Genomic DNA, 21,443 nt, shown 5'->3' with positions numbered 1-21,443 from the left:
GGTGCCGCCCCTGCACGACGCATTCCCGGTGCGTCGCGATAAACTGGATTGACCATGATCGGTGCCCAGCTCCGTCTTCTGGCCTGGTTCGTCATCCCCGCGACCCTCCTCTCGGGCTGCGCGCCCGCGATCAGACTCGATGAGGCCGCCACCGATCGACCGATCCAGACCTCCTCGGCCCCGCCGGCCGCCCGCGAGGACGTCCCCGCCCCTCACCGGCCCCCGTCCCCCACCCCGACCCCGGTGCCACGGGCGTTCGCGCTCAACCTCTATCAGGAGGGGGACTTCGTGCCGCAGTACACCTTTGACTGGTGTGTGGCAGCGAGCATCCAGATCATGCACAACGTCACCGACGACACGGGGGGCGGCACGTGGGCCGATCGCGTTCAGCAGGGCCAACTGTGGGAGATGGCCCGGGCACGGTCGTCCAACTCGTTCAACGGTGCCAACCCCTTGGGTTGGGCGAAGGTGCTGACCGAGGTAGGGATGGGGCCTTACGCCGTCGTCAGTATCGCTGACTACGGCGAAACGCTGCGGACCGCGGCGCGAGCCATCGCCGACACGGGCCGGCCGGTCGGGCTCGTCATGTGGCGCGGTCGCCACGTATGGGTGATGAGCGGCTTCACGTCGCTCGGTGATCCCGACCAGTTCCCGAAGTTCTCGGTCACCGGCATCCGCGTCCAAGATCCGCTCTACCCTTACGGCGACCAGCAGTGGGGACCATCCCCCGCGCCCAACGCCCTGCTCACCCCCGAGCAGTTGGCGACGCAGTTCGTCGTCCGCGAGCCACGACGTTGGAGCAGCAATCTGCCGACCGGCTACATGCTGGTGCTGCCGGTCGCCAAGGCCTAATCAGACCTGTCGTAGTAGCAACAATCCACATAGGCGCTCTTGAAATCTGAAGAGCGCTGGACGTAGATGGTCGCAGACAAAACACCCGAGGAGGTCACCATGACGGTCGCTTTCAACCACACCATCGTCTACGCAACGGACAAGCGCCGCTCGGCGGAGTTCCTGGCGACCGTGCTCGGACTGCCGAAACCCCAAGCCATGTGGTCTTTCATGACCGTACCCCTCGACCACGGAGTGGCCCTCGATTTCGCCACGGCGGACCGGCCCATCTCCCCGCAGCACTACGCCTTCCTGGTCAGCGAGGAGGACTTCGACGGAATCTTCGCGAGGATCCAGGCCCACGGCATCCCCTACTGGGCGGACCCGGGACGGTCCCGCCCGCAGCAGATCAACCACAACGACGGCGGACGTGGCGTCTACTTCGCGGATCCTGACGGGCATTTCCTCGAGGCGATCACGCGTCCATACGGATCGGATGCTGCATGACACTCTGGGGCCGGGTGCCAATGAGAACGATTGGCCTGCCAACTCCATTGGTACCGCAAGGATCCTCTTCCTAGGAGACTTTCGCGTGCCATATTCTGGGCACGCCAGCCCACGGCCCAAGGTGAAGAGGGCGGAAAGCAGGACACAATACGCTGAGAAGGGACCACCCATGCTGATCTGCGCAACCTGCGCCGTCGAACGCGATGAACCTACCCCGGAGCTCTGCCCGATCTGCACCGATGAGCGGCAGTACGTGCCCGAGGACGGACAAAAGTGGCTCACACTGGACGGGCTGGCGCAGGAGGGACAGCAGACATTGTTCAAGGAGAACGAACCAGGACTGATCGGGATCAAGACGGAGCCAAAAGTCGGGATCGGCCAGACCGCTCAGCTCGTGGTGACACGCGAAGGTTCGCTGCTGTGGGATCCGGTCGGCTACGTCGATGACAACGCTGTGAAGGCCGTGCTCGAGCGAGGTTCGGTCCTGGCGATCGCCGCCAGCCATCCACACATGTTCGGTGTGCAGGTCGAATGGTCGCATCGGCTCGGAGGCGTCCCTGTACTTGTGGCAGATGCGGACCGCCGCTGGCTGGGGCGCCACGATCCAATCATCGAATACTGGTCCGGCAGTCAAACTATCGCCGAAGGATTGACACTGCACCAGACCGGTGGGCACTTCCCGGGCAGCGCGGTGGTGCACTGGGCTGCAGGAGCGGATGGCAAAGGAGTCCTGCTGACCGGTGACAGCGTGTATCCGAATCCAGACCGCAGCTCCATCGCCTTCATGCGCAGCTACCCGAATCATTTGCCGCTATCCGGCGCGGTGGCGTTGCGAATCGCCGCGCAACTTGGAGAGCTCAAGTTCGACCGGATCTACGGCAACTTCAACAACGTAATCCCGTCCGGTGCCAAGGCCGTCCTGCACGATTCCGCCCAACGGCACGCTGCTTGGGCGCGAGGAGACTTCGATAATTTGACCTGAACCCCATCCGCAGCCGTCTCCGCTCCGAACAACCAATGTCGCCGGACCGATTAGGCCTACCCCGCGGGCGACACCGGACGCGAGACCGAAAACAATAAACAACCTCTGAAACGAGCGCACATGACTTCCACCCCATACTTCGACCGGTTTCTCTACGAGGCCATTGCCGCCGATCGGGAAGCAGGAGCCGGGCTCGGGCCCGACTCCCTGTACGGTCTCTACACGAGTTGGTGCATGGTGAGTCACTCCCCCATCGCGTCGCCGGGAGCCTTGTTCACAGCGCTCAAGGAGCGGCATGGCATCAGTCCCTCGAGCAACCGCCTTGCGATGACTGGTCCAGCCGCGACCGATTACATCCTGGCCAGCGCACCAAACCTCGTTTGAGGCAGCCAACACGTCTCAGGCCACGGCTGCCCCACGTCCACTAAATACCTGCTCCATCAGCATCACTCCCCCGGAGACCCGGATTACGGCTCGATGAGCCCGGTGCGGATGGCGAACCGTGTGAGGTCCAGCCGGTCGCGCAACCCCAGCTTCTGCAGGACGTTAGCCCGGTGGCGATCGACGGTCTTCACGCTGATCCTGAGGATCTCGGCGATCTCCTTAGCGGAGTTCCCCTCTGCGACGAGCTTCGTAATCTGTTCCTCGCGGGGCGTGAGGATGCTCTGCGGCATCCGGTCGCCACGGCGGTCCCGCTCCAGGTAGTCGCGGATGAGCGCAGTGACCGCGCCGGGGTAGAGGAACGACTCCCCGCGCATCGCTGCCCGGCACGCCTCGATGAGGTCTCGGTCAGCGACCGACTTGAGCACATAGCCCGAGGCCCCGGCGCGCAGCGCTTCGAAGAAGTACTGCTCATTGTCGTACATCGACAGGATGAGGATCCGCACGTCGGGTGCGCTCCGCGATATTTGCCGCGCCGCCTGGATGCCGGTCATCTGGGGCATGGCGATGTCGAGAACAGCGAGGTCCACCCCGCCCGCGGTCGCGGCGGCGACGGCCTCTGTGCCGTCGGCGGCCTCGGCCACGACGGTGAGGTCTTGGTTCCGCGTCGAGGATCAGGCGAAGGCCGCGGCGGACCAGCGCGTGATCGTCCGCGAGCAGGATGCGTGGGTTCGGCCATCAGTTCAGCTCCCTGCCGCGGGGCCGGGAACGACGAGGCAAACGTCGGTCCCCCCGCTCGGCCGTGCGGCAACCGTCAACTCGGCACCGATGAGCAGCGCGCGTTCGCGCATCCCCCGGATGCCCGCGCCCACGCGGAGGTCGCCGCCCCGCCCGTCGTCGAGAATCCGCAGGGTGAGCCCCGTCGTCGACGAGGTGAGCGCGAAATCGACTCGTGTCGCGTGCGCGTGCCGGGCGACATTGGTGAGCGCCTCCTGCGCGATGCGGTAAAGCACCAACTCGACCTCCCTGCTGAGCTCGGGGAGCTCGTCATCGAGCTCCCACGTCATCGAGCTCCCACGTCACCGGGATCCCGCTCGAGCGGGAGAACTCCGAGCCCAGCGAACTCAGCGCGCTCCGCAGGCCAAGGTCGGCGAGCACGCCCGGGCGCAGCCGCTGCGCCACTTGCCGGACCTCCTCCAGGCTCGCCCGGACCGCTTCCTGGGCCACGAGGCTCTCCTCCCGGAGATCGTCGGGAGATCGGTCGACAACGCGCTTGAGGCTGAGGAGAGCAACAGTCAGGCTCTGGCCGATCTGGTCGTGCAGTTCCCGCGAAATCCGCTGACGCTCCCCCTCCTGCGCAGCCAACGCGAGGGCGCTGCTCGCGCTGTTCTCCGCCTCCAGGCGGTCCAGCATCTCATTGAAGGTCCGGATCAGGTGTCCGAGGTCGCCGTTGCCGGCCTCGGTCGCCCGATCGCCACCGCGCCGCAGCAGGCCCACCCGGCGCATCACACTCGTCAGCGCGTCCAGCGGCGCCAGGCTGGCCCGCACCAGGGCTGCGTTCGCGGCAAGGATGAGAGCAAGGCCGATGAGCAGGACCGGTACCTCGGTGAGCAGCACGGGCGAGGACACCGTCGCCGGCGAGAGCGCCAACACGAGCGTGCCGATCGCGAAGAGCAACCCGTTGATGATGAACAGACGCCAGAACAGCAACTGTGCCGGTCCTTACGGAGGCAGGCCGCGAGTCGTTCCGGCGGCCCAGGTTTCGGGCGGGGTCCGCATCCGACTAGCCTGACGCGGCCCGCGTCCTTTGTCTATGAGGGCTCGCCCCCACGGGCGGACAAGCCCCGGGCGCGCGGCGCTCCGGAAATGGGTGTTACCCCCAATGGCACCTCCCTGGCCGCGGCGCGAGACTGAATCTACCCCCAAAACCGACGGAACGGAGGACCCAATGGAGACCGTCGCGGCCAGCGCGAACGTCGTCGGGATCGGCATCGCAGCGAAAGCAGGGCACCCCATCTCGTTCTGGCAGTTCACCAAGTACGGCATCATCGTGACCGTGCTCAGCACGCTCATGGCCTGGCTCTACGTCTGGCTGCGCTACTTCACCTGATGCGATTCACACACCAGACCGTCCCGAAAGCGGGCGTCGGCGCGGCGCGGCAGGGCAAACATCGAAGTCAATCTGACACCGTCCAAGCGATCCCCCACGACCGCCATCCACGGACCCCAACCACTCGCTGAAGGGGGACGTTCCGGCAGTGTGAATCGCAGCGGTATTTGGCGTTGTTCTGTCAGCAGTGAACGGCGGTGTCCGTTCCAGGAACCCGCACCGAAGTACTTTATGGGCGAACCAAAGCGCTTGGTAATCACACCCATCGGCTGAAGCTGGCACTGCCTCGTGTCTTACCAACCGATCGACTTACGGACACCAAGGGTGTCTCCGCAGTGAGCATGAGCGGCGGTGGGCCTCGCCGTCACGAGCCGAACTTGAAGGAGTTGACGACTGCGCCAGCTCCGGCTCCCCCGAGATAGTCCATGAGGCTGTGCTGCGCAACCACCGAGGTTACCTCGATCGCGACGTTTCCTCCCTTCCAGTCGAGGAGGAAGAGTCGCATCTCCAACGGAGCGCCCATTGTGTGGTGCAGTTCAGAAACTCCGCCACCGACGATGACGGGAACCGCGTGGATGACGCCGTCGAGCGGGCATGTGCTCCTCCATCCATCACCCACCCGGAAGTCGAGCGCGATACCGGACAATCCGCCCACCGACACAGGAGCCTCGGCCACGATCTCAAGACCCGGCACAGTGCGATACCACGCGGCTAGTTCCGCGGCACTTGTGCCAACCCCGGGCTCCGCTTCTTCGACGCACAGCGATGGCGCACGGACATTCTGGTAGACACCGATGTAGCTGCCGCCCCAGACGTCTACCTGTGGATCGCCGGTCCGGCTCAGCAGTACATTTCCAGGCAAATCCTCACCGTTGGCCCAGCCTTTCGGGACGGTGTAGGACAACTTCGGTTCAAAGGACTTGGTCGAGTAGGTACCCGCATCAAGGCGACCCAGACAGACACCACCATGTGGATCCGGACAGGTTGACCCCGCTGATTGCCCTGGTCCACTGGGTGTGGCATCCTCCGATGGCGCCCCGGACTCGCCCGATGAGGTGCAAGCACCGAGCGTCCCTATCAGTAGGCTGGCGAGGATCACCGCCACGGTTGGTGGCCGGCGGCAACGGGAATGCGGCTGCGAGGAAGTATCCATGCCGCCTCGGGCGACGATTTCCCTGACGCGCATGATGCCTCTTGTCATTTTGAGTAATGAGATCCGGAATGAGGTGTACACGATAAATCGGGCACTTACGAGGCGACGACCGGTGCCACGTCAATAGCGACGGCCACAGGCCCTCAACATACGCTCGGGACGGAGCTGAGGGAAGTGGCTGATGCAGGACAGCCCCCTAACTCCTTGCCGGCAGCTTCTGGCCGCTATGCGTTGGGCACAAGGCTCGGCCTCCTAGCATGGGCCCTGGTGGAACGCATCAGGCTTGGCAGCGCCAGCAGCATGGGCGCCGCCTCCGGCCTGAACTCGGCCCTCGTTGCCATCACTCCGGCGTGCGGCGCGGTCAGCCCGCTCGGCGCCCTGGCCATCGGACTCATCGCCGGCGCCGTCTGCTCACTGGCCATCGAACTGAAATTCCGGCTCGGATTCGATGATTCGCTCGACGTCGTGGGCGTCCACCTGGTGGGCGGCATCCTCGGAACGCTCCTTATCGGATTGTTCGCCACTGAGGCCGCCCCCAACAAGGTCAACGGACTGTTCTACGGCGGCGGTTTTGGTCTGCTCGGCGTCCAGGCGCTGGCAACCCTGGCTGTGCTTGCCTATTCCTTCGTCGTCACGTGGGTCATCGCAAAGGTCCTCAACGTCACGATGGGCCTGCGCATCCACGAGGCCGATGAACTGCGCGGCATCGACATCGCAGCCCACGCCGAGGCCGCGTACCTGAGCGACGAAGAGCCTGTCGAACTGGGCTCCCCCCACCGCGGATAGCCGGGGCCATCATCGTCGAATACATCAGGTGCTTTCGAGATGATGGCCGGTGGATGGACAGAGTCAGACGTGCAGGGTCGGCCGGTAGATGAGCTCTTGGGTGTGGCCGTCGAGCGTCCGGCTCTCGATCAACTCGAGGTCGAAGTCGGCCCCACCCTGGAAGATCGGGTTCAGTCCGGTCTGACCGGTGATCACAGGGAAGAGCGTCACTTGGACGCGGTCGACCAAGCCGGCGGCCATCAGCGCCCGGTTCAGCGACAGGCTGCCGTGCGAGCGCAACGGCACCTCGGACTCTTCGGTGCTCGAGGCCAGCATCTGCACGTGCGCCCGAAACGTGTTGGCCCCGAAGACCATCCGCTGCTCCTGGTCGTACAGGGCGAGGCGGTGGTCGAGCAGCTCGGGACCTTGCTTGCCCCAGTAGCCGCCCCAGTTGCCGCTATGGGCGCCGAAGCCGTCGAGGCTGGTAAAGACGTCGAAAGTGTAGCTAGCGGTCATGATGTTCTCCTCGAGTTCCTTGGGAACGGCGGCTCTCAGCCCAGGGAGCGGCGGCAATGCCAACGGCCGTCACACCACTACGCCCAACGAACCAGCCATCACATGCTTGGATCTGACGTCGGACGAACAATGACGAGCATGCGACAGCCGCCGCCGCTTAGGTAAGGTCCGTGACGCATGCCGGGTGGACGGCACGCGTACATACCGGGTGTGAAAGTCTTCCCGAGGGTCACATCAGTGAGTTCCCCCGAGAGAATCATGACCTCCTCCCAATAGTCGTGGACGATCACGCCGCTGGCTATGGTGTTGGCACCGGGATCATAGCGTTGGAGCAAGGTCGAGTCTCCGCTCAGAGGGTCCGCAGCGAGTATCTGCTCCCAGATTCCGCGTTCGGCGTCGCCGTTCGCCTTCTGCCAGTCAACGAGGGGTTCGTGGAACTCCAGCTCTGGTTTGCGCATTTGCATCTCCTTCAGTCTCCACGGAGGTCCGTGTTGTATGCATAGAGTATGCGAGAGCTGGAGTTGCGCCACTCTTCTCAAACCGATTACCCGTGATTAGGCACCTAGGCTAGCCCCAGTTGCGTTTGTTGAGTGGTGACGTCGTAGTAGCGGCGCTCCTCGACGATCTTGCCGGACTCGTCGAAACGGCTGAAGAATGCCATGGGAAACTCTAGCCGGCGGCCTGTTGCCGGGATTTCTTCTCCAGTGGGTAGTTGGAGCGGTCCGGTGTTCGTTCCGACAATTGTGCCCTCACCGGCGACAAGGCGCTCGTCTACCAGAGTGTTCGTGTAAGAGAACTCGATATCCGGTAGTGCCCTGAGGAACACCTCCGCGTCCTGTTCGATTGCCGCCCGGCCGCGCAGCGGCTCAGGGTACTGCGGGTCGACGACTACTGCGTCCTCTGCATAGAAGCTGGCAAAAGCCGTGGCATCGTGTGCATTGATCGCCCGAAGCTGCGCTTCGAGGGACTGCCTGGTGTCTGCGGGCTCCGATTGGTCGGGGTTGCCTGTGCCGAAGCTCTGAGTGGTCATGAGAATTGCCACCAATCTGCGCATGAAAATGCGGGTGCTTCTGCGTTTGAGAAGCACGGTTTTGGTGCCAGCCCCCGCCTGTGGCATTAAGTGCGGGGCAGCTTGGAAAGGTTGCAGAGCCTTTCGCGGCTATCCGTGAGCAGTACCGCGACGAACGCGGCCAGGCCTATTTTAGGACTCGAGCAGTTTCCGGGAAAGGTCATAGAATCTGCCCATTCAAACCAGCCCGGGGACAGAAAGACAGCAGGTCTTGAAAATGTCCTATAAGGGGGGCCGCGACCGGTCCTGCCAGCCGGAAGGCACAGGCGAGTCCAGGAAGGTCGTCACAACGTCCCGCACCAGGCCGGTCCTTGCCAGCCCAAAGAAGTGTGTTGTGCCGGGAAACACCGCGAGCTGTGACGCGGGAACGCCTTCAAAGTCACCGTTCACATCTCCGCCGCGCAGCTGGAGGAACCGCACCACATGCTCGAGCTTGACCATGTCGCAATCGCCGACGGTGATCAGTGTCGGGGCGGCGATGCCGCTGATCTCATCATCACTCCACCCTCTTGCGCCCGCGTCGTAGCTACCCAGCTTGTCCAACAGCCCCTGGAGATGCTCGCGGTCCGGGTGGGGCGACACGGCCAGATAACGCTGTTCCATTGGGGTGCCGGCGATCATATCGACGGTCATTGCAGCGACCGCTTCGGCGTTTCCACCCCGGTCGCCGTCGGGTCGAAACGACACGGACGAGACGATGAGTTTGCGGACAAGGTCCGGGCGGTTCACCGCCAAGTGAAGTGCGACAGCACCGCCGACGCTGAACCCGAATACATCGACCTCGCGGACGTCCAAATGCGCAAGGAGCCCGGTAACATCGGATGCCAGGTCGCGGGTAGTCAGTGGACGGTCGATGTCGTTCGTTCGACCGTGACCTTGGAAATCCGTGGCGATGACCCTGCGCCCTGCCGACAAGCTCGGGATTAGTGCGCCAAATTGCTGCTCGATATCGAACAGCCCGCCATGCAGGAGCAACAGCGGTGTGCCGCCGGCACCATGCAGCTCGCAATACATCTGCAGTCCGTTGACGGCGACGTACCCGGTTTCGGGAGCTTCCGTCACTCGCCGGTGCATCTGCATGTCCTCCGCTTCGTTTCGGGCCATCCTAGTCCGGATGCGGTCTCGGCGGCAGGGCCGTGGATCGCGGCGTGCGGCCTTGCTCTGGCTGCTCCACACGAATGTCCGATACGGAAGTCGTCAGGTCCTCGACGGCGAGGTAACTTGGTATCCAGATATTGGCCGAACCAATAACTAAAACCGGCGGTCTCCGCCGTAAACCGGCCTCACCCGGTAGCCGGATGCCTTGACGAAAAGTGCGCGCTGTTCCACCGCGTCTGCCTCGATCCAGAGCATGGCCGAATCGGCCGTGGCTTGGCCAACCCTTCCCACGCGTACCAGGGCCCCGTTGAGCCGCACTTCGACGATTCCGCCCACAAGGTGCGCCCAGTCATCCCGGTCCCTGAGCGCCGGGGAGACAGGCGCCGCGGGGACGCTCCTCATGACCCGGGCGTCCGCTGGCCTGCAGCTACGGCCGCTGTCACGGGGCGTTCCGCAAGTTCCGCAAGGATCGCCGCCGTGTGCTCACCGAGTTCCGGCACAGGACCCATCCTGAAGTCTGCCTCGCGGGATGTCACCGGCGGGATCAGGCTGCGTACCGGGCCAACGGGGGACGCGACGTCGCGCCACCGGTTCCGTTCGGTCAGCTGCGGATGTGCCGAGAAGCCGCGCATGTCCCGGAGTTGGGCGTTGGCGATGTTTGCGGCATCGAGCCGGGCTACGGCCTCGTCGGTGGCCTGGCCGCCAAAAGCCTCTTCGATGGCTTCATGCAGCGCGGCACGGTTCTCCACCCGCAGTGTGTTCGTGCTGAACCGCGGGTCCGTTGAGAGCTCGGGCCTTGCCAGGACGTCGGTGCAGAATGTCGCCCATTCGCGCTCGTTCTGTATGCCGAAGAACACGGTGCCGTCGGCCGTGGGGAACGGGCCGTAGGGTGCAATGCTGGCGTGCTGAGCTCCGCTGCTGACCGGGGGCGCGCCCCCGTACTCCGCGTAGAAGTAGGGCTGGCTCATCCATTCGCCCAGGGCTTCCAGCATGGATATCTCCACCACGTCCCCCCGTCCCGTGGCAGCCCGCTGCAGCAATGACGTCAGGACACCCGTATAGGCATACATTCCGGCGGAGATGTCCGCGATGGACACTCCTACCTTGGCAGGGGCATCCGGCGTGCCCGTGACACTGAGCAGGCCCGCCTCACACTGGATCAGGAGGTCATACGCCTTCTTCTGCTCATGCGATCCGCCGCGGCCATAGCCGGAAATGGACACGTGGACCAACCTCGGGTTCAGCGCCAGCGCATCGTCCGGTCCCAGGCCCAGCCTCTCGACGGCGCCGGGTGCAAGGTTCTGGACGAGGACGTCGGCGCGGGACACCAGGTCCTTCAAGGTCCGCATTCCGTCGTCGGACTTGAGGTCCAGGACGATGCTTTCCTTGCCGCGGTTCAGCCACACGAAGTAGCTCGACATCCCGTGGACGTTGCGGTCATACCCGCGGGCAAAGTCGCCCGTGTCGCGCTCCACCTTGATGACCCGAGCCCCAAGGTCCGCGAGCTGGCGTGTTGCGAAGGGGGCCGCGACCGCCTGTTCGAGTGAGATTACTGTGATGCCTTCCAAGGGCAGCCGGGACATCTAAAGCTCCTTTCCGGCCTGGGCCAGGATGCGTTTGGCCCGCTCCGTGACCGGGCGGTCGACCATCTGGCCGGCCACCTGGGCCGCGCCGCCTTCGGCGCCCACAACGCTGTGGGCCCACTCGATTTCCGCCTCCGAAGGCAGGAACGCTGCATTCACCGCAGCGACCTGGGCAGGGTGGATGCAGAGCTTCCCGCCGAACCCGAAATTGCGGGCGAGCCTGGCCGAAGCGGCAACGGCGTCTTCGTCTCTGATCTCAGTGGAGGGCGTATCCAGCGGCGCCGCTATGCCAGCGGCCCTGGACGCAAGGACGAGCCCGGAGCGGGCGTGGTCAAGAAAGCGGTCAGCGCTGTCCGCGTTGACGTCGAGGGAGAAATCGATGGCGCCGAACGCCAGCCGGGTCACGCCGGGTACCTGAGCCAGGCTCAGGACGTTCACGAGCCCCAGCGCCGATTCGACGAGCGGCACGAGGGCGAGGTCCTGCGGGAGATTTGCCCGCAGCCCGGCGAGCGCAGCGGGCCGCTCAGCCTTGGGAAGCACAATGCCCAGCAGTCCGTGTTGCTGCCACTCCGTGAGCGCCAGCAACGCCGAGACCTCGGCCTCATAGGTGGCGGAGTCCGCCGGGTTCACCCTCACCAGCGCACGAATGCCCCCGCGGGCCAAGGCGTCCACCGTCGACGCCAGCGCCATTGGCTTGTCCGCCGCCGCCACCGCGTCCTCCAGGTCGATGATCACGACGCCGGCGCCTGAGCCGGCTGCCTTGGCAAACCTCTCGGGGCGGTCGCCGGGAACAAACAGTGCGGTTACGGCCGCCGCGACGATCTCCGCGCCCGTCACCGTATTGGACAGCGCAGCAGGCGCCGTGGCTTCCCCCGCCATCACTCGAAATCCTCCGTCCGGGGCAGGCTGGATTCGTCCGGCCGGGCGGCCTCGACGCCTGGAAGATGGCCCTGCCGGTAAACCATGAACGTGCGTCGGTAGCTGATGACAATCTTGCCGTCCTGGTTATATCCCTCGGTGGCCACTGTCACCAGGCCCAGGTTGGGCCGGGACTTGGACTCCCGAAGAGCCAGCACCTTGGACCGGGAATAGATGGTGTCGCCTTCAAAAACCGGGTTCGGCATCCGGACCTCGTCCCAGCCCATGTTCGCAAACACGTTCATGGACAGGTCGATGGTGGATTGGCCGGTGACCAGGGCCAGCGTCAGCGTCGAGTTCACCAGCGGCAGGCCAAACTCGGTGGCCTTGGCAAAGTTCCTGTCCACATGGGTCTTGGCCACGTTCTGCGTCATCAGGGTAAAGCTGTGGTTGTCAGCCTCAGTGACGGTTTTGCCGAACGGGTGGTAGTAAAGGTCCCCCACCGCGAAGTCTTCAAAGAGCCGTCCCGTCCATCCCGGCACTACCCGCGTCTGGCCCGCAGCAGGCTGCGGCATGGTTTCAGTCATTTTCGTCTCCTTCGACAAGTTTCACGACGGCAAGCGATACAAATATATTTTGTATTAGAGCAAGCATTCCCGCTGACTATCCCAGCTGTCAAGGGACGCAGCGCAAGCCACTAAAGGAAATTCTTCTGACGACCTCTTGTTCTGCGTCAAATATATTATGTACTCTGGACATCGGGCTACCAAAGACGCAATAGCCAAATACCCAAGGAGCATCCAATGACACTTGAAACCACCGTTGAGCAGCTGCGGGAAAAGACCCGTTCCCTCTGCGCCCTGTTTCCGGACGAGTACTGGCGCGAAACCGACCGCAACCGCCGGTACCCGCAGGAGTTTGTGGACCGGCTCACCAAGGAAGGGCTCTTGGCCGCGCTGATCCCCACAGAGTATGGCGGCCTTGGCGTCGGGCTCACCGAGGCCAGCGTGATCATGGAGGAAATCAACAAGTCCGGGGGGCACTCCGCCGCCTGCCACGCGCAGATGTACACCATGGGCGCCCTCCTCCGGCACGGGAACGAACAGCAGAAGAACGCCTACCTCCCGGCGATTGCTTCAGGGGACCTCCGCCTCCAGGCCTTCTCGATCACCGAGGATGCTGCCGGCTCGGACACCACCAGCATCGAAACCGCCGCGGTTCAGGACGGCGACGACTATGTGATTACCGGCCACAAGAGCTGGACAAGCCGGATCGACGAGTCAGACCTCGCCTTTGTGCTTGCCCGAACCTCCGACAAGCCCGACGGCAAGGGAACGGACCGGACCCACGGACTGACACTCTTCCTGGTGGACCTCCGCCAGGTGCGCGCCCAACAGCCCGAGACGCTCGAAGTGGTCAAGGTGCGCACGATGTTCAACTACGCCACCAACCAGGTCTTCTACAAAGGCATGCGCGTTCCGAAGTCGGCCGTCATCGGCGAAGTCGGCAAGGGGTTCCGCTACGTCATCGACGGATGGAACGCGGAACGCATCCTCCTGGCATCCGAGGCAATCGGTGACGGCTACTGGTTCACCACCCGGGCAGTCGAGTACGCCAACACGCGCACCGTCTTCGGCCGCACCATCGGCACCAACCAGGGCGTGCAGTTCCCCATCACCGACGCCTACATGAAAGTCCGGGCAGCCGACATGATGCGCTACGAGGCAGCGCGCCTCTTCGACGCCGGCGAACCCTGCGGCGCCGAAGCCAACATGGCCAAGCACCTTGCATCAGAGGCCAGCTGGGCAGCAGCCAACGCCTGCCTCGATACCCACGGCGGCTACGGCTTCGTCGACGAATACGACGTCGAGCGGAAGTTCCGCGAAACGCGCATGTTCCAGGTGGCCCCGGTCAACAACAACATGATCAAGTCGTTCGTCGCCACCAAGGTGCTGGGCCTGCCCCGCTCCTACTAACGACGCGTCTCCCACTAACAGTGTCGGAGCAACGGCGCTGCCCACTATTGGATGAGGCGGGCGGACGGCCACCTTCCGGCATCGATCAGGCTAAGAACGGTCTGCTCCAGGATTTCGGCGACCATCCGGACAGCGCTTGTGGAACGGACGCTGGCCGGCTTGGCGAGGACGATCCTTCGCGGGATTCCTGGACCGACGATGGGCGCCGCGTTGAGGGCGCCGCCCGCCGCCTCGGCCGCCACCATAATGCCTGGCAGCACCGTCCATCCCAGGCCGCCCTGCACGAGCTGCATCTGGACGCCGGCATCGTTCGTTTCCACGGCGATGTCCAGCGAGAGCCCGATGCGTGCCGCGGCGCCTTCAACGAGCGAGCGGATGCCGTGCGGCGCACTCGGCATGACCAGGGGACGCTGCAACAGTTCGCGGAAGTCCACCCCCTCAGCAGCGACAAGGCCTGCGGACGGAGGTGCGACCGCCCACAGGTCCTCCTCCAGAAGCGGTTTCACATCCAACGCGGCTGCCGACGGCTGGTTGTACGTAAGGGCAACGTCCACGTCCCCGGCCTCAAGCCACCGGCTGAGGTGGCCTCCATATCCGGTGACTACTCGCAGCCGCACTCCGGGATGCCGCTCCGTCACGGCAGAAACCACGGGCACAGCGAGCAGCGGGGCGGTGCTGGCCAGAAGGCCCACGGTGACGATTCCGTACAGGCCTGCCCCCGAGGAACGGGCCTCCTCGCGGGCGCGGTCCAGCTCGCTGAGTGCACGCCGTGCGCGTTCGATGACCTGGAGGCCGATGTCCGTAGGGCGCATCCCTGCCCGGCTCCGGTCGAAGAGGGTTGCCCCGAGCTCGGTTTCCAGGTTGTGGATCTGCCGCGTGACGGCGGGCTGCACAATGTGGAGCAGCTCGGCGGCCCGCGTGACACTTCCCGTGTCGGCCACTGCCAGCAGAGCCTGGAGCTGCCTCATTTCCATGTTTCCTCCATCCCGAACTGGGCCTTGCCGCATCTCACACCGGTGCGGCTTTGCCCGATCACACTATGACATACATCCATCACAGGAAAGTATTGGTAGAGCTCATCCATAACAAGGAGGATGGAATGCAACCCGTTGGGGTGCCACTGCAGTCCTCCTTCCAAATGGCACCTGACACCCTGTCCCCGCGAAAGTCGATGATGATGCTTCAAAACGTAACCACCCCCGATTCACATCCCGCAGAGTCCGGTTCAGGAACCGGCAGCACGGCAGGCCCCGACATCCGGCGCCCGCTCCGCGGCCGGTCCGCAGCGATGGCCCGCAACATGGAAGCGAGCCTGGCCATCCCGACAGCGTCAACCATCCGGACGTTCGAGGTGTCGGCATTGATGCAGTGGCGGGAGCGGCTGCGGTCCGAAGGGTTCAATGTCCCCATCGCCGCCGTGCTGGCCACGGCCATGGCGCGGGCAGCCCAGGGGACTGTGCCCGCGGCCCGGCGCAGGATCGAGGCGGCGGACAAGGACCTGGTCCTGGTCGAAGAATCCACAGTGAACCTCGGCGTGGCCGTGGATGTGGAGACGCCGGCCGGCCACTCCATCATGGTCCCCGTGATCCGTGATGCCGCCAGTCTTTCCTTCCCTGCCTTTGTCGGCCGCCTTGGTGAGCTGTCCCAGGCATGCCGGGCCGGGACCGTCGCCGTCACCGACCTCCGCGGCGCCACCCTGATCCTGACCAGCACCGGCCGGTTCGGGTCCACCACCGGCGTCCCGCTGCTGCCGCCAGGCCCGGGAATCATCGTGGCAGCGGGAGCCATCGGCATTCCGGCCGGCCTTGAGACGCTCGCCCGCACCCAGCATGTGGATCCCGTGCTCACGCTGTCCTCGACCTACGATCACCGCGCCATCCAGGGGGCCGATTCCGGGCTCTTCCTGGGGACCGTCGAGAAGCTGCTCAGGTCAGCGGAATTCCTGGCTGAACTCGAAGGCGAGCTCCGCGGAACCCCTGCCGGCGATGCCCTGCCCGATCTTCCCGCCCAGCCGGGTTCCGAACATGATGACATCAGGCTGGCCGAGTACGAAACGTCCGCCAGCACCGCCGTCGCCCGGCTTGAACCCGTTCGTGCCCGCGACGAAGGATCCTGGCTTCCAGACGGCGTCGAAGTGGAATTCAGCCACCTCTCGGACCCCGAGCCCCGCCAGTGGCTAGCCGAGCTCCTGAGGAACGGCACGCCGTCGCCCGCTTCCTCCCGCCGCCTTCAGGCACTTCGGCTCGCCACCGAACTCGATGTCTTCGAGGCCTACCTCCAGACCCAGTTCCTCGGCCAGAAAACGCTGTCCGTCCAGGGACTCGAAGCGACGGTCCTCGCCCTCGCCGAAATGGCCGGACACGCTGCGGAAGCGGGCTATTCGGACACGGTCCTGGGCATGGCGCACCGCGGCCGGCTGAGCATCATGGCCCACATCCTGAACTGGCCCGCCGAACGCATCCTGGCGGAATTCCTGCCCACGGCACGTGCCACAGCCAACGCCCCCGTGGGCGACGTCCGCCAGCACCTCGGCGGCGAAGGAAGGTTCGACGACGTCGACGGTTCCTCCATCAACGTCACCCTCGAGCAGAACCCCAGCCACCTTGAATTTGTGTCCCCGGTTGCGCTGGGCGCAGTCCGGGCCAAGCAGGACCGGCTCGTCGCCGCCGGGCAAAGCAGGGACCAGGCCCAGCGCCGCGTCCTGCCGGTCCTCCTCCACGGCGACGCCGCGTTCACCGGCCAGGGCGTCGTCTACGAGACCCTGAACCTGCAGAACCTGGCACCGTACGACGTGGGCGGCAGCGTCCACATTGTCCAGGACAACCGCCTGGGCTTCACGGCCACCCCGTTCCAGCTGCGCTCCACCCTGTGGCCCTCCGACGTCGTCAAGGGATTCGACGTCCCTGTCATCCACACGGACGCGGACGACATCGACGCCAACCTGGTCGCCGCCAAAATCGCCTTCGACTACCGCGAGCGCTCCGGCAAGGACATCATCATCCACGTCCTGGGCTACCGCCGGCACGGCCACAACGAGACGGACGAACCGCGCTACACGCAGCCCGTCTACTACGCCGACATCGACGAGCACCCGCCCGTGCACGAAATCTATGCGGCAAGGCTCGAGGCCTCCGGCCTGGTGCCGTCCGACTATGTGGAAACCACCAAGACCGCGGCGCGGGCAGCGTTGGTCCAAGCACTGGAGAAGGCGCGGACGTTCGACCTGGAGACTGTGGTCAACCAGCAACTCTCTCCCCGCCCGGCCGTGCGGGCTGCGCTGGAAGCCGCACCGGCTGACTGGGCCCTTCAGGTCCTCGACCTGGCGGAGCAGGACCGCGACGGCTTCGCGATCCACCCGAAGCTGATGCGCCAGTTCTCCAAACGCCGGTCCACGCGCGCCCAGGACGCACTGGTTGACTGGGGACAGGCGGAACTGCTCGCACTGAAGCTGATCAACGCGGCCGGCGTGCCTGTCCGGCTCACGGGTGAGGACGTTGAGCGCGGGACCTTCAGCCACCGGCACATCGTGGTCCATGATGCCGCCACGGGCGACAAGGCGGAGCGGCTGGCCTTCGACAAGGCGCCCTTCCTGGTGGCAAACACGCCGCTGACCGAGGTGGCCACCGTCGGCTTCGAGTACGGCTACGGCCGGACCAACACGGACTCCCTGCAGATCTGGGAGGCGCAGTTCGGCGACTTCGTCAACGTGGCCCAGGTGATGTTCGACCAGTTCATCATGGCCGGACACGACAAATGGGGCCGCGACAGCAGGCTTGTCATCCTCCTGCCCCACGGCTGGGAAGGCGCCGGGCCGGAGCACTCCTCGGCAAGGCTGGAGAGGTTCCTGCAGCTCGCGGCCAGGGACAACTCCCGCATCATGATCCCCACGACCGCTGCCCAGTATTTCGCAGCCCTCGTCGGGGCAGCGGCGTCGGACGACCCCAGGCCGCACGTGATCTTCACCCCCAAGTCGCTCCTCCGCGCCGAATCGGCAAAGTCGCCGGTAGCCGACTTCGCACCCGTCGGGTTCAGGTCCGTCCTCGCCGACGGCGCCGCCAGCGACCAGACCCGCAGGCTGCTGCTGTGCTCCGGCAAGGTCGGCGTCGAGATCAAGGACCGCCTCGGCGACGGCGTGCGGCTCCTCCGGCTCGAAGGCCTCTACCCGTTCCCGCAGGAGGAAATCCTGCAGGAAGTGGCGGCCGCGGCCAACCTTGAGGAGATTGTGTGGCTGCAGGAAGAGCCGGAGAACATGGGCGCCTGGACGTACGTGCTGCCCAAACTCCTGAAACTCGGCCTGGGCAAGTTCAACCTTGGCTACGTCGGCAGGCCGGAAGCCGCATCCCCGGCCGAAGGCTACTCGGCCCAGCACAAGGCAACGCAGGAGCGCCTCCTCGCCACGGCGGCGCAGGCCGGTGAAGTTGACTACCGCATCAGCTGACGCGGGGCCTAGAGTATCGGACAGGCGCGGGGCGGTGCAGGCTTGCCTGCACCGCCCCGCGCAGTGAGAGGAGTCAAGGGGATGCGCATTGGAGTCGTCGAGGATGATGACGGCGTGGCCGGCGCCCTGATCGATGCGCTGGCTGCCAACCGCATCGCCGCGGACCGGATGTCCCGCGGCGGGGATATCCTCACCCGCCACCCCGAGTTCGACCTTGTCCTCCTCGATCTGGGCCTGCCGGACATGGACGGCATCGAGGTCCTCCGGAACCTCCGGCAGGTCTCGGCCGTGCCGGTCATCATCCTCACCGCCCGCGACGACGAACGGTCGGTGGTCAGGGGGCTGCGCAATGGAGCCGATGACTACCTGGTGAAGCCGGCGCGGATGACCGAACTGCTGGCCCGGATCGAAGCGATCCGGCGGCGGGCCACCAGGGCGCGGGAGTCAACATCGGCGGTACGCCAGTTTGGCGACCTGGCCGTTGACCTCGCCGGGCGGGAACTCACAGTGGCGGGCACACCCGTCCCGTTGACCACCAAGGAATTCGAACTGCTCGCCGCGTTGGTGGACAACCCCGGCACCGCAGTCAGCCGGCAGCAGCTGATGGACCAGGTCTGGGGCGATGCCTTTGTCTCCGTGTCGCGGTCCCTGGATGTCCACATGACGGCGCTCCGGGCCAAGCTCGGCCGTCCTGCCCGGATCGAAACAATCCGCGGCTTCGGCTACCGCTGGATCGGCTGACGCTTGCGGACCCGCCTCCTCCTCGTCCTCGCGGTGCTGGGCGCCGCCGTCGTCACGGCCTTCGCCTTCCCCTTGGCGGCCTCCATGGCTGACGCGCGGACCCGCGAATTTGTCCTCAGCCGGGACGCGGACCTCCAGCGCTTCGCCGACCTCGCGGACGGCTACGCCAGGAACGGCAGCCCCGGCCTTCTCTTTGAGGAAGCCGGCGCGTACCACGGCCTCTACGGGGAGGCCCTGGCGGTGGTTTCAACACGGGGAGCCGCGCCTCGGGCCGTGGGCACGAGCCTCGATGATCCGGCCGTGTCGGCCGCCATCGGCCGGGCGCTGCGGAACGAACGGTCATCCGGGGTAGAGGTGCTGACACCATGGAGCCCCGGCACCGTGGTTTTCGCCAAGCCCATCGGGACCGGCGCGCAGGTCAACGGCGCGGTGGTGATTGTTGCGTCGACGGAGTCCACGCGCAACGACATCCTGCAGGGCTGGGCGGTCATCGGCGTCGGGTTCCTCGCCGCGGTCATCGGTTTCGGCGTCCTCGCGCTGTCCGTGAGCAGGTGGGTGCTGCGTCCCCTGGAGGAAGTCAGCACACGCATGCAGCTGCTGACCCAAAGCCTCCCCTTTGTGGCCACGGGCAGCGGGACATCGGACGCCGCATCGGCCGCCGGGCGGACCGGGCCGCCGGAGCTGCGTGCGCTCTCGGCCGCCTTCGAAACGATGGACAACGCCGTCCACACGTCCGCGGACGCACAGCGCCGGCTGGTGGCCGACACCGCCCATCAGCTCCGTAATCCCCTGGCTGCACTGCAGCTGAGGCTGGACACGCTCGGGCCGCGTGTCATGGACGACGGTAAAAGAAGCCACGAGCGCGCCGTGGGCGAGGCCATCCGGCTGGAGGAGATCCTCGACGACCTGTTGGCCCTGTCGGTTGCCGAGGCTCCCAGGACGAAGGGCCGCGACGGCGAGCAGACATGCGTCCCGCAGCTGGTCGCCATCGAGCGGGCAGACTTCTGGCACGACACGGCCGCGGAATCCGGCATCCAGTTCACCGTGGACGACGACCCCGCCGGGCTGGAGGCAAACATCAGCACGGGCGATCTGGAACAGATCCTGGACGTCCTCTTCGACAACATCTGCAAATACGCGGGTCCGGGGACCACCGCGCGGATATCGACCGGCCGGGGCAGCAGCCCGGAAGCAGGAAGGCGGACGGAGGTCACCGTTTCCGACGACGGCGCGGGCGTCGCTCACGGGGAACTGGAACTGGTCACCCGGAGGTTCTACCGCGGCAGCCCCCGCGGGGAACCGTCCGGGGACGGCGGCGGACCCGCGGGCACCGGCCTGGGCCTGTCCATCGTGGAGGCCCTGGTGGAAAGCAACGGCGGCGAGCTGCTGATCCGGGACACCCCTGGCGGCGGCCTGACCGTCGCAATGTCATTCGCGGCCCCCGCGGATGAGGAGGCCGGGAGATGACAACTCACCCAAGCGCCCCTTGGCTGACCCGACGGCGTCTGCTCGCCGGTGCCGCGGCAGTCGCCGCGGGCTTGTCCCTCGGCAGTTGCCAGCAGGATGCGCGCACGTACAGCCTCGGCACGGCGGAGAACCGCGGCTTCTTCTTTGACTTCGGGCAATCACTGGCCGCCGCCGTCGGACGTTCGGATGCTGGCTTCACCCTCAACCCCCAAATCACCGGGGGTTCGGTAGAGAACATCCCGGACATCCTGGCCGGCCGCGTGGATCTGGCACTGGCCCTGGCCGACGTCGCCGCCGCCAATGCAGAGCGGGACAAACTGCGCGCGGTGGGCCGCGTCTACCTGAACTATCTGCAGTTCGCGGTCCCGGCGGATTCGCCAATCCGCACGCTGGCCGACCTGCGCGGACGCACTGTCAGCCTCGGCGGCAGTTCGGCGACCGCCAGGGCCGGAAAGCTGCTGCTGGCGGCCGCCGGCCTCAGCGAGTCCGATGTGCAGGTGCGGGCTGTTCCGATCACGGCGGTCCTGGACGCGCTGGCCAGCGGGGAAGTGGACGCTGCACTATTCGCCGGCGGAGTCCCACACCCCGCAATGGATCCTGGCGGCGGCCGCGGCCCGGCCCAGGGGATACGCCTGATTGATCTTTCTGGCTATTTGCCGGACCTGCAGGAAGCCTACGGTCCGGTGTATCAGCAGGTCCGGCTGCCCGCTGGCCTCTACGGCGCACGGGAAGAGGTCGGGTCCATCGGCATCGCCAGCCTCCTCCTGGCCCGTGCGGATCTCCCGGATGATGTCGTGGGCCGGATAGTCGATGTCCTGATCGACAGATCCGCCGAACTTGTCCCGCCTGGCACCGTGGGCGTGCAGTACCTGGACACGCGCTCCCTCATCTATACGTCCGGGGTTCCGCTTCATCCAGGTGCTGCCGCGGCTTACCGCCGCCACCACAAATAATGGAGGTCCAATGCC

24 protein-coding genes are annotated in these 21,443 nt (G+C 65.6%); 11 read left to right on the top strand and 13 right to left on the bottom strand.

Annotation, left to right across the window (positions count from 1 at the left end):
* Nucleotides 1-54 precede the first annotated feature (54 nt).
* The 4 genes from JYA52_RS06360 (at nt 55) to JYA52_RS06345 (ending at nt 2,704) form a co-directional block, all read left to right on the top strand.
* The gene (locus JYA52_RS06360) at nt 55-852 is read left to right on the top strand and encodes a hypothetical protein (RefSeq protein WP_205652355.1); all 798 of its coding nucleotides are present in this window, start codon (nt 55-57) and stop codon (nt 850-852) included.
* A 99-nt stretch (nt 853-951) separates the two neighbouring features.
* Complete coding sequence (locus JYA52_RS06355) at nt 952-1,338, top strand: VOC family protein (RefSeq protein WP_205652354.1); 387 nt, start codon at nt 952-954, stop codon at nt 1,336-1,338.
* Nucleotides 1,339-1,507: 169 nt separating this feature from the next.
* The gene (locus JYA52_RS06350) at nt 1,508-2,320 is read left to right on the top strand and encodes an MBL fold metallo-hydrolase (protein ID WP_205652353.1); all 813 of its coding nucleotides are present in this window, start codon (nt 1,508-1,510) and stop codon (nt 2,318-2,320) included.
* A gap of 120 nt (nt 2,321-2,440) precedes the next feature.
* Nucleotides 2,441-2,704 (top strand): hypothetical protein, encoded by a 264-nt coding sequence (locus tag JYA52_RS06345; RefSeq protein ID WP_205652352.1) that lies wholly within the window; start codon nt 2,441-2,443, stop codon nt 2,702-2,704.
* 83 nt (nt 2,705-2,787) lie between these two features.
* Here the strand turns inward: JYA52_RS06345 and JYA52_RS22920 are convergent, their stop codons facing one another.
* From JYA52_RS22920 to JYA52_RS06330, 3 genes are all read right to left on the bottom strand, one after another.
* Nucleotides 2,788-3,345 carry a response regulator gene (locus tag JYA52_RS22920; RefSeq protein WP_307869323.1) on the bottom strand — a complete coding sequence of 186 codons (558 nt, stop codon included), beginning with the start codon at nt 3,343-3,345 and terminating at the stop codon, nt 2,788-2,790.
* Nucleotides 3,346-3,444: 99 nt separating this feature from the next.
* The gene (locus JYA52_RS06335; protein ID WP_205652351.1) at nt 3,445-3,768 is read right to left on the bottom strand and encodes a sensor histidine kinase; all 324 of its coding nucleotides are present in this window, start codon (nt 3,766-3,768) and stop codon (nt 3,445-3,447) included.
* Nucleotides 3,749-4,411 carry a HAMP domain-containing sensor histidine kinase gene (locus JYA52_RS06330; protein ID WP_205652350.1) on the bottom strand — a complete coding sequence of 221 codons (663 nt, stop codon included), beginning with the start codon at nt 4,409-4,411 and terminating at the stop codon, nt 3,749-3,751. Before JYA52_RS06330 ends, JYA52_RS06335 begins: the two co-directional genes overlap by 20 nt.
* 238 nt (nt 4,412-4,649) lie before the next feature.
* On the opposite strand from JYA52_RS06330, the gene JYA52_RS06325 reads away from it, so the two are divergent.
* Nucleotides 4,650-4,811, top strand: coding sequence for a hypothetical protein (locus JYA52_RS06325; protein ID WP_205652349.1), 162 nt, complete (start codon nt 4,650-4,652; stop codon nt 4,809-4,811).
* A 364-nt stretch (nt 4,812-5,175) separates the two neighbouring features.
* On the opposite strand, the gene JYA52_RS06320 is transcribed toward JYA52_RS06325, so the two are convergent.
* The gene (locus JYA52_RS06320) at nt 5,176-5,673 is read right to left on the bottom strand and encodes a hypothetical protein (RefSeq protein WP_205652348.1); all 498 of its coding nucleotides are present in this window, start codon (nt 5,671-5,673) and stop codon (nt 5,176-5,178) included.
* Nucleotides 5,674-6,138: 465 nt separating this feature from the next.
* Between JYA52_RS06320 and JYA52_RS06315 the strand changes: the two genes are divergently transcribed.
* A complete protein-coding gene (locus JYA52_RS06315; protein ID WP_372433748.1) occupies nt 6,139-6,750 on the top strand; it encodes an ammonium transporter in 612 nt (203 codons plus the stop codon).
* A 63-nt stretch (nt 6,751-6,813) separates the two neighbouring features.
* Here the strand turns inward: JYA52_RS06315 and JYA52_RS06310 are convergent, their stop codons facing one another.
* From JYA52_RS06310 to JYA52_RS06275, 8 genes are all read right to left on the bottom strand, one after another.
* Nucleotides 6,814-7,245, bottom strand: coding sequence for a dihydrofolate reductase family protein (locus JYA52_RS06310; RefSeq protein ID WP_205652347.1), 432 nt, complete (start codon nt 7,243-7,245; stop codon nt 6,814-6,816).
* Nucleotides 7,246-7,343: 98 nt separating this feature from the next.
* Nucleotides 7,344-7,703 carry a cupin domain-containing protein gene (locus tag JYA52_RS06305; protein WP_205652346.1) on the bottom strand — a complete coding sequence of 120 codons (360 nt, stop codon included), beginning with the start codon at nt 7,701-7,703 and terminating at the stop codon, nt 7,344-7,346.
* A 104-nt stretch (nt 7,704-7,807) separates the two neighbouring features.
* The gene (locus JYA52_RS06300; RefSeq protein ID WP_205652345.1) at nt 7,808-8,275 is read right to left on the bottom strand and encodes an ester cyclase; all 468 of its coding nucleotides are present in this window, start codon (nt 8,273-8,275) and stop codon (nt 7,808-7,810) included.
* 261 nt (nt 8,276-8,536) lie between these two features.
* Nucleotides 8,537-9,418: an alpha/beta fold hydrolase gene (locus JYA52_RS06295; protein WP_240460021.1), complete on the bottom strand. Its 882-nt coding sequence runs from the start codon at nt 9,416-9,418 to the stop codon at nt 8,537-8,539.
* Nucleotides 9,419-9,565: 147 nt separating this feature from the next.
* Nucleotides 9,566-9,814 (bottom strand): hypothetical protein, encoded by a 249-nt coding sequence (locus JYA52_RS06290; protein ID WP_205652344.1) that lies wholly within the window; start codon nt 9,812-9,814, stop codon nt 9,566-9,568.
* A complete protein-coding gene (locus tag JYA52_RS06285; RefSeq protein WP_205652343.1) occupies nt 9,811-10,995 on the bottom strand; it encodes a CaiB/BaiF CoA transferase family protein in 1,185 nt (394 codons plus the stop codon). The genes JYA52_RS06290 and JYA52_RS06285 overlap by 4 nt, the downstream gene beginning before the upstream one ends.
* Nucleotides 10,996-11,874, bottom strand: coding sequence for an HpcH/HpaI aldolase/citrate lyase family protein (locus JYA52_RS06280; protein WP_240460026.1), 879 nt, complete (start codon nt 11,872-11,874; stop codon nt 10,996-10,998).
* Complete coding sequence (locus JYA52_RS06275; RefSeq protein WP_205652341.1) at nt 11,874-12,440, bottom strand: MaoC family dehydratase; 567 nt, start codon at nt 12,438-12,440, stop codon at nt 11,874-11,876. Before JYA52_RS06275 ends, JYA52_RS06280 begins: the two co-directional genes overlap by 1 nt.
* Before the next feature lie 216 nt (nt 12,441-12,656).
* Between JYA52_RS06275 and JYA52_RS06270 the strand changes: the two genes are divergently transcribed.
* Complete coding sequence (locus JYA52_RS06270; RefSeq protein WP_205652340.1) at nt 12,657-13,829, top strand: acyl-CoA dehydrogenase family protein; 1,173 nt, start codon at nt 12,657-12,659, stop codon at nt 13,827-13,829.
* A gap of 44 nt (nt 13,830-13,873) precedes the next feature.
* Here JYA52_RS06270 and JYA52_RS06265 read toward each other — a convergent pair whose 3' ends face one another.
* The gene (locus JYA52_RS06265; protein ID WP_240460020.1) at nt 13,874-14,797 is read right to left on the bottom strand and encodes a LysR family transcriptional regulator; all 924 of its coding nucleotides are present in this window, start codon (nt 14,795-14,797) and stop codon (nt 13,874-13,876) included.
* 131 nt (nt 14,798-14,928) lie between these two features.
* On the opposite strand from JYA52_RS06265, the gene JYA52_RS06260 reads away from it, so the two are divergent.
* The 4 genes from JYA52_RS06260 (at nt 14,929) to JYA52_RS06245 (ending at nt 21,428) form a co-directional block, all read left to right on the top strand.
* A complete protein-coding gene (locus tag JYA52_RS06260) occupies nt 14,929-18,267 on the top strand; it encodes a 2-oxoglutarate dehydrogenase E1 component (RefSeq protein ID WP_205652338.1) in 3,339 nt (1,112 codons plus the stop codon).
* 81 nt (nt 18,268-18,348) lie between these two features.
* Nucleotides 18,349-19,008, top strand: coding sequence for a response regulator transcription factor (locus JYA52_RS06255; protein ID WP_205652337.1), 660 nt, complete (start codon nt 18,349-18,351; stop codon nt 19,006-19,008).
* Between the two features lie 3 nt (nt 19,009-19,011).
* Nucleotides 19,012-20,475, top strand: coding sequence for a sensor histidine kinase (locus tag JYA52_RS06250; RefSeq protein ID WP_205652336.1), 1,464 nt, complete (start codon nt 19,012-19,014; stop codon nt 20,473-20,475).
* Complete coding sequence (locus JYA52_RS06245) at nt 20,472-21,428, top strand: TAXI family TRAP transporter solute-binding subunit (protein ID WP_205652335.1); 957 nt, start codon at nt 20,472-20,474, stop codon at nt 21,426-21,428. The genes JYA52_RS06250 and JYA52_RS06245 overlap by 4 nt, the downstream gene beginning before the upstream one ends.
* Nucleotides 21,429-21,443 lie beyond the last annotated feature (15 nt).

Origin of the sequence: Arthrobacter pascens, assembly GCF_017052465.1 — a bacterium.
GTDB classification, from domain to species: domain Bacteria; phylum Actinomycetota; class Actinomycetes; order Actinomycetales; family Micrococcaceae; genus Arthrobacter; species Arthrobacter pascens.
Note: the sequence above shows the minus strand (reverse complement) of the source record. Positions and strands in the feature narration are given on the sequence as shown.